Origin of the sequence: Fusibacter bizertensis, assembly GCF_029914245.1 — a bacterium.
GTDB classification, from domain to species: domain Bacteria; phylum Bacillota; class Clostridia; order Peptostreptococcales; family Acidaminobacteraceae; genus Fusibacter_C; species Fusibacter_C bizertensis.
In genome coordinates this window covers 88,606-100,809 of the sequence record NZ_JARYZI010000002.1, presented here as the reverse complement: position 1 = coordinate 100,809, position 12,204 = coordinate 88,606, and the positions used below count along the sequence as shown (strand labels likewise).

Below are 12,204 nucleotides of genomic sequence, written 5' to 3'. Positions count from 1 at the left end.
GGGAGATGGCGATATGTCAGAAAAGGTAAACAAGCACGGTAAAAAACGTGTCAATTTTTCAAACATAACTAAAAAAGATTTTTTGGACTTTTTAATGAATAATGCTATCATAATTGTTTTATTTGCTCTCATGGTGGTGATTGTTGCGATTGAACCAAGATTTGTTTCACTAACTAACTTTACAAATATATTGACACAAGCTTCAACTAGAACGATCTTTGCACTTGGTGTTGGTACCATTATCGTTGCAAAAGGGACAGACCTTTCTCTTGGTCGACAAGTTGGTCTTGCAGCAGTAATCTCGGCTTCATTATTGCAAGCGCCTGATTATCTTTACAAGATGTACCCAGATATGCCAACATTATGGGTTATCGTACCAATTGTTCTAGTCATGATTGTAACTGCATTTTTTAGTGGGATCAATGGATTTGTAGTTGCTAAATTTAAAGTCGATCCATTTATTGCAACTTTGGGTATGATGGTAGTCGTATATGGTGTTACTTCAATTTACTATGATAGACCACCGTATGGTGCACAGCCAATTGGTGGGCTAGATCCAAGATTTGCAAAAGTAGCACAAGGTTATTTTAAATTTGGAGAGGTAATTATACCGTTCCTTGTATTATATGCAATTATAGCAGTCGTCTTTATGTGGTTCTTATGGAATAAGACGCGTTTTGGTAAAAATTTATTTGCAGTAGGCGGTAACGCTGAAGCAGCAGCTGTATCGGGTGTAAATGTCGCTAAGATGATTATCTTAGTTTATGTGTTAGCTGGTTTACTTTATGGACTTGGTGGTGCACTTGAAGCCGCACGTATTGGATCGGCAACCAATAACACTGGTAATGGCTATGAACTTGATGCAATTTCAGCCTGTATAGTCGGTGGTTTATCCTTCTCCGGAGGTATCGGAAGTATAGCTGGTATCGTAACAGGAGTATTGATATTCCAAGTTATCGCATACGGCTTGTCATTTATTGGGGTCAATCCTTATCTGCAATTTATTATAAAGGGTTTGATCATTGTAACCGCAGTAGCTATCGATAATCGTAAATATATAAAGAGAAAGTAAAATCCTCCTCTTGGGTCATTTCGTTTCATAAAAACAGCGCCCCTTCAATATGCCGTTTTTATAAAGGTGATGGCCTTTATTTTTACCTTATTGATAATAAAAGGGGTTATATAAACTAAAAAATCAAATAAAATTATAAAAAGAGGTTCCCATGATTTTAGGTGTTGATTATTATCCTGAGCATTGGTCAGAAGATATGCTTGAAGAGGATATTGATAGAATATGTAAATTAGGTGCCAATACCGTTCGTATAGGAGAATTCGCATGGCATCTAATGGAGAAAAATGAAGGCGAGTTTGACTTCTCATATTTTGATAAGGTCATCGTCGCTTTAAAAAAGAAAAACTTAAAAGTTATATTTGGAACGCCAACAGCGACTTTTCCAGCTTGGGTAGCGAAAAAATATTCAGGAATAATTGCTGAAAATGAATCCGGTAACCCACATGCTTTTGGTGGACGTAGACTTTATTGTTATAATTCTGAAAAATATAGAGAACTTACTGTGAAGATCGTAACTCAACTTTTATCGCATTATGAAAAAGAAGAGGCTATAATTGCTTGGCAAATTGACAATGAATTAGGACATGAAGGTTCAGATCAATGTTATTGTCCAAATTGTGAAAAGGGATTTCATATGTTTTTGAAGAAAAAATATCAGGATGTTGATGACCTTAATAAAGCATACGGCACCATATTTTGGGGACAGACATATAACGCGTTTGATGAAGTTCCTGTACCTAAACCTACAATTACTTCACATAATCCAAGTCTTTTGCTAGATTGGGCTAGGTTTAGATCAGCAAGTATCAACGATTATGCCAAACTACAGATCGATATTGTGAACAAGTTTAAACGTGATGAGCAAAAAGTGATTCACAATTTATTTGGTGGATTTTTCGATCGTGCTTATGATCAAAATGTTTTAGCAGACCATCTAGACGTTGTTGCATATGATAACTATCCTGTTTGGGGTGGATTGGAGAAACCACTACAGCCAGCGCATATTGCGATGACACTTGATTATATAAGAGGCCTTAAAAAGTCTAATTTCTGGATTGTGGAAGAACTCATGGGTGCACAAGGGCATACTGTTATAGGTTATCTACCAAGACCAAATCAAGCAAAACTGTGGTCACATCAAGCGATGGCGAGAGGATGTGAAGCACTTCTTTATTTTAGATGGCGTGGGATGACAAAAGGTGCGGAACAATTTTGTCAGGGGATATTAGACAGCGATAACCTTGAAAATGAAAAGTATAGAGAAGTAGAAGCCTTTTTTGAAGACATGAAGAGAGATGAAGCGCACTACCAAACACCTATTAAAGCCGACGTTGCAGTTCTATATGACTATGACAATAGATGGTCCTGGTCTGCTCAGCCACAAAGTCATGCATTTGATTTTACTGAAGAGTTTGTTAAGTTATATAAAGGTTTTTATAGTCTGAATGTCATGACTGATGTCATTTCAGTGAATAAAGATTTTGATGACTATAAGATTATTGTGCTACCTGCTATGCAAATTGTAGATGAATCACTCAGGTTAAAAGTAGAAGCGTTTGTTAAAAAAGGTGGCATCGCAATTTTTGGCTATAGAAGTGGAATCAAAGATAAAGAAAACAACCTTTATTTTGGCGAAAATGCACTTCAGAAAATGTGCGGTATAACCATAGAAAAATATGAGTCATTAGGTAAAAATCAAGTTGTATTTATAGAAACGGGTCATGGAGAAAAAGGCGAAATAACCGTTTGGCGTGATATGATTAAAACAACATCAGCGAGGGTATTATTTAGTTATACTGACAAGTTTTATAGTGAATATGCAGCTGTTGTTGAAAAGGTCATTGAGAAGGGCAGTATATACTATTTAGGTGGAAGCTTAGATGATAATACTATGAAAATGTTGGCAAGCAAAGCTTGTCAAAAACAAGAGATTGAAGTCTTGGAATTGACAGAAGGTTTAGAACTGGTGAGTAGATCAAGTGCAAAAATACTGCTTAATCATACTGAAGCTGTATTAAAATATAGAGAGATAGAGATTGCACCATATGAGGTAAAATTGATTGAAATATAAGTAAAAAGAGGAATGCTCAAACGTAATAAGTGTTTGAGCATTCCTCTTTTACTTTTTTTGATTTCTAAGTTTAGTTATGTTATTGGTTTTCACCAATTGAATTCAGTGATAAAAAAGACTCCGCTTCATCAACGAGTTCTTTCATAAGAGTAGCAACGGGAAGGATTTTATCTACTTTAAAAACATTTTCACCAGCAAAAATCAAGCCGTTTTCCACATCGCCTTGTACTGACGCAACCAATGCCGCAGAGATGCAGTAAGGCGTAGTTTTTGGATTGCAAGTTGAAAGGCAATTGACACAACGTTCAATTTTAGGTTTTTCACCTGCACCAATTCTTTGGATAAATGGGTTGTTGAGTGCCCTACCCGGCATACCCACGGGGCTAATAATGATTTTGGCAGTTGAAGCATTTGCGTTTACATAAGCATCTTTGAAGTTCTGATGTGCATCACATTCTTCTGTTGCGACAAATCTAGTAGCCATTTGGACCCCATCAGCGCCATAGGAAAGCATCTGAGCGATATCTTCACCATCATATACTCCACCAGCAAAAATGACGGGAATAGTTTTCTCATATTTGATTTCATATGGTTTTAGAGCAATTTTAACTGCTTTTATGACACCCTCTGGATCAAACGTTTGATTTAAAAGTTCATCCTTTGAAAAACCTAGATGTCCTCCCGCTTTGATACCTTCAATTACAACTGCATCGGGTGCTATTTGATGGTTGCGATCCCATAGTTTAGCGATGACTTGCGCTGCTTTAGCTGAAGAAACGATAGGAACAATTTTTGTTCTTGATCCTTTGACGAGTCCAGGAAGTTCAGCAGGAAGACCAGCACCTGAAATGATAAAATCAATTCCTTCTTTAACGGCTTCTGTAACATGTTCTTTATAATTGTTCATAGCGACCATAAAATTGACACCAATTAAGCCGTTTTTAGTTTTAGTTTTAGCAGTTTGAATTTCGTGTCTAAGTGCGCGTAGATTCGCTTCAAGTCTATTGGTATAAAAGTCGGATTCTTTAAAGCCAAGGTTAACACCTGAGATGACACCTAAGCCTCCAGCTGTTGTTACAGCTGATGCAAGACCAGATCTTGTAACGCCGACCCCCATTGCGCCCAATATGATAGGGATTTTTATTGTAAATTGCCCAATTTTCAATTCAGGAAGTTTCATATTGCCTCCAATTTATTCGTAATCGTATTCATCATACAGCAACCAAGTATTAGGTACAATGAGATTAGAATAAATGCTATAAATCCTTTATAAACTGTTATGTCTTTGTTATTAATTATTTTTTTATTTTATTATTTTCATTTTTAACGTATAATAGATAGAAATTTAGCAGTAACCATATTATAATGGTCTTGGGTAACCTTTTTCCAAGAACGATTATACTGAAAGGGGCTTGGAAGATGAGTAAAAATGTATCAATTGATTGGTCTAATTTAAGTTTTAGTTACACGAAAACAGATTTGCGTTATGTGTCAATTTGGAAAGATGGTAATTGGGATGAGGGTAAACTAATAGAAGATAATATGATTACTATTAGTGAAGCTTCTACTGCTATCCATTATGGACAACAGTGTTTTGAAGGACTAAAGGCGTATAGAACTCCAAATGGAGACGTGCAGCTTTTTAGACCAGATGAAAATGCGAAGAGAATGATTCAAAGCTGTAATCGCGTGATGATGCCTGAAGTACCAGTTGATAAATTTATCGATGCGTGTATGCAGGTTGTAAAAGCAAATCTTCACTGGGTACCACCATATGGCACAGGTGCAACACTTTACCTTCGTCCATATGTAATTGGTATTGGCCATAACTTAGGTGTTAAATCTGCACCAGAATTTATGTTTGGCGTATTTGCAGTACCTGTTGGTCCATATTTTAAAGGTGGAATGGCACCGGTAAACTTTACAATTGCAGACATGGATAGAGCCGCACCACATGGTACTGGCGCTGCTAAAGTAGGCGGAAACTATGCAGGTAGCATGCTTCCAAACTATGAGGCTAAAAAGAGAGGGTTTGCGGATTGTATCTATCTTGATCCAATAACGCATACTAAAATTGAAGAAGTCGGCGCAGCTAACTTTTTCGGAATAACATCAGACGGTAAATTTATCACGCCTGATTCACCTTCGATTTTACCGAGTATAACGAAGTATTCTTTAATGCATCTTGCGAAGGAATACCTGAACTTAACGGTAGAAGAACGTGATTGTTACATTGATAATCTAGATGAGTTTACAGAAGCGGGTGCTTGCGGTACTGCAGCTGTAATTACACCGATCGGTGGCATCGAGCACAAAGGGAAACTACATGTATTCCATAGTGAAACAGAAGTAGGTCCTGTTACAAAGAAACTTTATGATACACTTGTGGGTATTCAATTTGGGGAAATTGAGGCACCAAAAGGATGGATTTATAAAGTGGAGTAGTCAACACATGCTTAAGGACGATTCTCATTTTAAAGTGAGAACCGTCCTTTTTTCATGTCGTTATTTAATTTCTAAAATATTTATAGTATTTTCCAGTTCCCCTCAAATGGAGGAGAGGAATGAAACTCGTACTTTATTCCGAAAGCGTTAAAGCTTAGTGATGTAGACCAAAGTGTCATAGAGTTTCTGTATGCACTTGACCAATGAGCGCCATATTTCTCATCACCCAAAATCGGATGTCCCAAAGCAGATAGTTGTACTCTGATTTGATGTTGTCTTCCAGTGTGAAGTTTTATGATTACATCACTTAGATCACCTTCAGCGAGATGGTAAACTGAAGTAACGGTAATATCTAATATAGCTTCTTTAACGCCTTTTACACCACGAGAAACAACAGAGACACTATTTTTACTAGGGTCAGGTAATAGGTAATGGGTCAACTTTGAATGGTTACTTTTTACTTCTCCCTCTACGCGAGCAAGGTATTGTTTATTAACCATGTGTGAGGCAAATAGCTCGCTTAAAGTACGTGTAGCCTGCAAGTGTTTGGCAAAAACAACGATACCTCCGGTATGACGATCTAAGCGGTGGACAAGACCTAAGTATGGCGAATCTATTCCACAACTGAATTCGAGGTAGTCTAATGCTTGATCGAGTAAGTTTACGCTTCCTTTTCGATCTCTTTGTATGGGAATATTTTGGGGCTTTTCTACTACCAATATGTGTTTATCTTCAAAGATGACTTTCATAATAACTCCATTCATAGAGGTGAAATTGGTTGACATAATTTAATGTGGCTTTTGAATTTAACTGGGTATAAACATAAAGTATAGTCTACTTTTGTTTAATGAGGTGGTGAATTATGGCGATTAATCCTTTATCAACACCTGTAAATATGGCTCAAAATGCACAAGGTTCAAGCAATACATCTGCTGCAGGTTCTTTACTAAAAGACAACTCTACAGAACAAAGGACACAGCTGCCAGCATCACGTTCAGGTCAGTTTAAATTAGTTGCTCCTGATGAACGTTTATCAAAGTTGGTAGACATTTATGGTGAAAAAAAACTTAAACAAATGGGCATTGTTGAATGCGCAACCTGTAGTTCGCGGACTTATATTGATGGTTCAGATGATCCAGGAGTCTCGTTTAAATCGCCAAGTCATGTGTCACCAGAAGCATCTTTCGCTGCAGTGATGTCTCACGAACAAGAGCATGTATCCAACGAACAAGCTGATGCAAAAAGTAAAGATGCAGAGGTGGTTGCACAAAGTGTTCGCATTTTTACGAGTATATGCCCGGAATGTGGCAAATCATATGCATCAGGCGGAGTAACAAAAACCACCGTTGCAAGCAAAGGTGGTTATGATGATAAAGCAAAAACTTATGCTGGTAATTTGGTGGATGCCAAGCTATGATAGAAAATTTAAGCTATAAGTATACTAAATCCCTTTTCTAAGCTCAACCATGATATCCGGTGAATCTGTGATGATTGCATTGATGCCATTTAACATGAGTTGTTTTGCAATGGTTGTGTCGTTAACTGTATAGGTGTTAACCTTCAGATCTGTATGGCTGATTTCCGATAATAATCGAGGTGTTAAACTTAAATACGCTGGGTGATAATAATTTGCGCCCAGTTTTTTTACGTATTCCCACGGATCGACTAGTGCAGACGCAGTAAGTATACCGGTTTGAGCCATAGCATCAAGACCTCTAATTTCTTTAAGTGCATAGTGGTCAAAGGATGAAAAAACAACTTGATCCTTAGATAATTTTGAGTAGCAAAGTGCCATCGCGTTTTTTTCTATATCAGGATAAAAGTCACTACCAGCTTTAAGTTCAACATTGAGAACAATTTTTTTTTGATGCTTAACTTGTAAGCTCAAGATGAGGTCTAAGACTTCCTTTAATGTAGGAATTTCTTGATATTGGTTGCGATACTGAACTTTAAAGCGCTTTAATTCTGAAAGTGTATAGTCAAAGATTGATCCGTTCACGCCGCACATTCTATTCAATGTAAAATCGTGGAAAACCATAATTTCGCCGTCTTTTGAATAGTGGATATCAAGTTCTATCCCATCAGCACCCATCTCAATGGCATGCTCAAAAGACAAAATAGTATTTTCAGCATAATATGCTTTTGCGCCACGATGTCCAAAAATAAGTGTCATTTAATCCTCCTTAAATTATATTACTTCTATTATAACGCTAAATTCCAGTTACATGAAGTAATAAATCAAACGACTCCTATACCAGCCTCTTCAAATGTGATCATATCATTGTTCATGGTACAAGCAGCTTCAAGTAAATTAAACGCTAAAACTGCACCACTTCCTTCACCTAGACGCATATTGAGATTTAAATAGGGTTTTAAACCAAGTAAAGAAGTTGCAAGTGCAGCGCTTTTTTCTTCAGAAGCATGAGAAGCAAATATAAAGTCATTTAGATTAGGAACGAGTTTACTTGCTAGAATCGCAGAAACAGTCGAGATGTATCCATCGACGATAACGGGTACTCGGTAGATTGCACCTCCAAGCATAATACCTGTCATTCCAGCAATGTCTAGTCCGCCAACAGAGGCGATTATATCTATTGGATCATCTAAGTTGATTTTTTTACCGCTAATTGATTTTTCAATGACAGCTGCCTTATGGTCAAGTTGGTCCACGGGAAAATTTGCGCCAACGCCTGTTATTTCAAAAGGTGATTTCCCTGTGAGAAGGGCCAATATCGCTGTTGATGGGGTGGTATTTCCGATGCCCATCTCACCTGTAGCAATGAGATTATGACCTTCATCTACTGCGCGTTTAACCATATCAATACCTACTTGAACAGCATCTGTTGCTTCTTTATAAGTCATTGCGTTACCCTTTGAGATATTGCCACTGCCATTTAAAATTCGTTTATCAATAAGAGTAGGATGTTTATCTGGTTGATCGATACCGATATCTACAGTGTAGACTGTTGCACCTGCTGCTTTTGCTAGAGCCCCTACACCTGAAACCCCTTTTGCGATATTGAGAGATTGAACCCAAGTGACAACAGGTGGTGCAGATGCAATGCCTTCAGCGCATACGCCATGATCAGCACACATAACAATAACAGCTTTTTTTTCAATTTTTGGTTTCGTTGTACCATAAATTCCAGAAAGTTTAATCGCAATTTCTTCAAGAGCCCCTAGTGAGCCTTGTGGTTTCACAAGTGAATCTACACGTGCTCTTGTTTGATGCATAATCTCTTGGTGAAGTGGTGTGATTTTTGACAATTGATTTTTCATAACGCCTCCAAATAAAATGATTTATTTTATAGAGAGCGATAAAGTAGAGTACTGTCTAGAAGTATATGGCGATAATTTTTGGCTATAAAAAAAGTTCATTACCAATAGAGGAGAATAATCCCTTGTTGGTAATGAACTTTACCGTCGTCCATACAAATCTATTACAGGCAGGTCTCCTGGCTCGACTTCTTTGCTAAAACGCGCCTTCCCAGTTTCCCAGTGGCATGTGCGTTTGCTCAGTCATACAGTGATGGGTTCGCTTAGGACTTTCACCTAATTCCCTATTCTCCATTTTATTGGCACCTATATCGTAATTATTGTATAGTAAAATAAGAGAAACGTCAATTGGCTATAAAATTTATAAAAAAATTTTAATCATTATTAAAAAATTGCATAGCTCATATTTCATGTTATAATAGTATAGGAGTATACTAAAGGAGGCGTCATAATGATTTCAAGAGAAGTAAGCGAGAACTTAAAAAATGCTTCTTGGATAAGAAGAATGTTTGTTGAAGGTGGAAAATTGAAAGCTGAGTTCGGAGCAGATAATGTCTACGATTACAGTTTAGGAAACCCTTATTTTGAACCACCAAAGTCAGTTACAGATAAACTTAAGGCGCTTGTAAACAGTGAAGCACAAGGAACACATCGCTATATGGATAATGCTGGTTTTCCAGAAGTTAGACAAAAGGTTGCTGATGCAATTAACAGAGACATTGATCACCCAATAGGTTTTGAACATGTATTGATGACCGTCGGAGCTGCAGGTGGGATCAATGTGCTTTTACGAACTACTTTAGATGCAGGGGATGAAGTTATCATTTTTGCGCCTTACTTTGCAGAATATATATTTTATATTAAGAACCACAATGGTGTACCAGTCATTATAAAAACCAATGAAGCTAATTTTGAACCTGATTTAGAAGCATTTGAAAATAGCATTACAGCAAAAACGCGCTGTGTGATTATCAATTCACCAAACAATCCAACAGGTGTGATCTATGCAGATGAAACCCTTAAAAAGATGGGTGAAATTCTACTTAAAAAAGAAGCAGAGTTTGGAAGAGAGATTTACTTGATCTCCGATGAGCCATATAAAGCACTTGTATATGATGGTATCAAAGTACCAAATATCCACAACTTTTTTAGACATTCAATTATGATTAATTCATATTCTAAATCACTTGGTTTAGCAGGTGAGAGAATCGGATATATTGCAATCAATAGTGCGTTTGAAGATGCTGAACTTTTTATGAGTGGTCTTGCATTTTGTAATAGAACGCTTGGATTTGTAAACGCACCAGCACTGTGGCAAAAGGTAATTTCGGATTCACTTGAAGAGTCTGTTGATATTTCTCAATATCAAGTGCGTAGAGATATACTCTTTAAAAAATTATCTGAGCTTGGTTTTGAGATGGTTGAACCTAAAGGTGCATTTTACTTTTTCCCTAAGGCACTTGAGGCAGATGATGTAGCCTTTGTTATGGAAGCAAAGAAATTTAATTTATTATTAGTTCCGGGAAGTGGGTTTGGCTATCCAGGATATTTTAGAATCTCTTATTGTGTTGATTTAGCTATGATAGAGAGATCTTTACCTGCTTTTGAGCAATTAGTAGAATATTATAAAAACAAAAAATAGATAGAAGTGTTAGTGCATTTATCAATGCAGATTAAAGGTGCTGTTGCAAATCTAAGAATTAGATTAGCAGCAGCACCTTTTTTCGTGCTTCGATATTCTACAGTGCTCCAAAAATTTGTAATCAGCAATAAGACAATAATTTATGATGATCTATTGTTAGTTTTTTTGGGAACATAAAGAGAAACTTTGGTTCCTTTTCCAACCTCGCTATCAATTCTCATATGCCCGCTTTGCGCTTTGATTAGTGCATCTACTATAGCTAAGCCTAGTCCTGAACCCCCAGTTTTTCGGTTGCGATCTTCATTTAATCTATAAAATCGATTGGTAAGGTTAGCGATACTTTCTTTAGCTATACCTCTTCCTTCATCAGAAAGTGATACTTCCACAAACTGATTCTTAAGTTCGCTGTGAAAAGTAATAGTGGTATCTTCAGGAGAGTATTTAACAGCATTTTCTACAAGTGCTCTAAATATTTGTGTCATGATCTCTAAGTCAATATAGAAGTCATCTGTGTATTTTAAATCCAATTTAAAGTGATATGAAGGATAGAGTCTTTCGCATTCCGCTAATCCTTTTTCCATGAAATCTAAAACGCTAACCCACTCATAAGTTACTTTGACGCGATTGTTTTCTAATCTTGCTAAGATTAAAAGTTTTTCCACCATATTTTTCATATGAGTTGCTTCTGTTTCTATGGAAGTTAAAGATTCATCCAGCAACGCCTTATCATCAGTGCCCATGGTTTTTAATAAATCGATGTAGCCTAGGACAATTGTCAGAGGAATTCGAAGTTCATGAGAAGCATCTGAAACAAATCTTTTTTGATTGTCAAAGGCTTCTTCTAAATTTTGCAGCATTAAATTAAGACTTTTAATAAGCGTATCGACTTCATCGTTACTTTCTGTCGGTGGAATTCTATAGTTTAAGACTTCTTTATTAACACTTTGAGCAATATAAGATAATTCAACCAATGGCTTAAGTGCACGTCTTGTAAAAAACTTTCCAAATATTGATAAAAAAAGAATACCAATAATGGCTGAAACCATCAGTGCAGAATTTAAACTTAAAAGAAAATCGCTGTCTAATTCTGGGTATAGAAAAACAGAGATAAATAAACTATTATCATCTCTTGTATCAAACCGAAGCGTAGTATACATGACATCATAACCAAAGAGCTTTGACTCGGATATAAAAGGGAGTCCTCCCTTAGTCGGAACGTTTAAAGAGAGATCGATAAGTCTTATGTTCTCACTTGCATTTAGGCTTCTAAAAAGCTCAAAAGTTAAGATTTCGTTGCCAGTTATGATGTTCTTGTCTAACATAACGTTGATGTCTATATTTTGAGGATTCACTTTTAACTGATCGAGTATTAGCATATCATAGACATCTTTGTTAAGACCATATGACGTGCGACCTGAGGAATCAAAGATAATCATGAGCTTTTTATAATTGTCAAAGATATAGTAACTCTCAAACATCTTATAGATATAAGGGATGCGATCCTCTGGTTGAAATGTCTGGATCTTTTCTTTTTCAGTTATGAGTAGCTCTTCGATTTTTTGCTGTGAAGTCGTAAGTTCTTCTCTATTTTTAAAATACAAAAACTGATTGGTCAATAGTGTAACAAAATACATAGATAAAGAGATCAAAATAGAGAATAGAATGACATTAGAAGCAGTAATTCGAGTAGTTAACTTG

The 12,204-nt window shown here is 36.5% G+C and carries 10 protein-coding genes and 1 riboswitch; of the genes, 5 read left to right on the top strand and 5 right to left on the bottom strand.

Annotation, left to right across the window (positions count from 1 at the left end; genetic code table 11):
* The first annotated feature begins 13 nt into the window (after positions 1-13).
* A complete protein-coding gene (mglC, locus tag QE109_RS03800) occupies positions 14-1,072 on the top strand; it encodes a galactose/methyl galactoside ABC transporter permease MglC (protein WP_281093069.1) in 1,059 nt (352 codons plus the stop codon).
* A 151-nt stretch (positions 1,073-1,223) separates the two neighbouring features.
* On the top strand, positions 1,224-3,143 hold the full coding sequence (locus QE109_RS03795; protein ID WP_281093068.1) for a beta-galactosidase: 1,920 nt from the start codon (positions 1,224-1,226) through the stop codon (positions 3,141-3,143).
* Positions 3,144-3,222: 79 nt separating this feature from the next.
* Here QE109_RS03795 and QE109_RS03790 read toward each other — a convergent pair whose 3' ends face one another.
* On the bottom strand, positions 3,223-4,323 hold the full coding sequence (locus QE109_RS03790; protein ID WP_281093067.1) for an NAD(P)H-dependent flavin oxidoreductase: 1,101 nt from the start codon (positions 4,321-4,323) through the stop codon (positions 3,223-3,225).
* A 239-nt stretch (positions 4,324-4,562) separates the two neighbouring features.
* On the opposite strand from QE109_RS03790, the gene QE109_RS03785 reads away from it, so the two are divergent.
* Positions 4,563-5,588, top strand: a complete 1,026-nt coding sequence (locus tag QE109_RS03785) for a branched-chain amino acid aminotransferase (RefSeq protein WP_281093066.1) — start codon at positions 4,563-4,565, stop codon at positions 5,586-5,588.
* Between the two features lie 80 nt (positions 5,589-5,668).
* Here the strand turns inward: QE109_RS03785 and QE109_RS03780 are convergent, their stop codons facing one another.
* Entirely contained in the window at positions 5,669-6,337 is a 669-nt protein-coding gene (locus QE109_RS03780; protein WP_281093065.1) for an RluA family pseudouridine synthase, read from the bottom strand.
* 113 nt (positions 6,338-6,450) lie between these two features.
* On the opposite strand from QE109_RS03780, the gene QE109_RS03775 reads away from it, so the two are divergent.
* Complete coding sequence (locus QE109_RS03775; RefSeq protein ID WP_281093064.1) at positions 6,451-7,005, top strand: hypothetical protein; 555 nt, start codon at positions 6,451-6,453, stop codon at positions 7,003-7,005.
* Positions 7,006-7,029: 24 nt separating this feature from the next.
* Here the strand turns inward: QE109_RS03775 and QE109_RS03770 are convergent, their stop codons facing one another.
* Together QE109_RS03770 and cobT are read right to left on the bottom strand one after the other, a co-directional pair.
* Positions 7,030-7,761 carry a glycerophosphodiester phosphodiesterase gene (locus tag QE109_RS03770; protein WP_281093063.1) on the bottom strand — a complete coding sequence of 244 codons (732 nt, stop codon included), beginning with the start codon at positions 7,759-7,761 and terminating at the stop codon, positions 7,030-7,032.
* Positions 7,762-7,826: 65 nt separating this feature from the next.
* Positions 7,827-8,867 (bottom strand): nicotinate-nucleotide--dimethylbenzimidazole phosphoribosyltransferase, encoded by a 1,041-nt coding sequence (gene cobT / locus QE109_RS03765; protein WP_281093062.1) that lies wholly within the window; start codon positions 8,865-8,867, stop codon positions 7,827-7,829.
* Positions 8,868-9,016: 149 nt separating this feature from the next.
* Positions 9,017-9,189: riboswitch (cobalamin riboswitch) on the bottom strand.
* A gap of 126 nt (positions 9,190-9,315) precedes the next feature.
* Here cobT and QE109_RS03760 point away from each other — a divergent pair.
* Entirely contained in the window at positions 9,316-10,506 is a 1,191-nt protein-coding gene (locus QE109_RS03760) for a pyridoxal phosphate-dependent aminotransferase (protein ID WP_281093061.1), read from the top strand.
* A gap of 140 nt (positions 10,507-10,646) precedes the next feature.
* On the opposite strand, the gene QE109_RS03755 is transcribed toward QE109_RS03760, so the two are convergent.
* Positions 10,647-12,140, bottom strand: a complete 1,494-nt coding sequence (locus tag QE109_RS03755) for a sensor histidine kinase (RefSeq protein ID WP_281093060.1) — start codon at positions 12,138-12,140, stop codon at positions 10,647-10,649.
* Between the last annotated feature and the right edge of the window lie 64 nt (positions 12,141-12,204).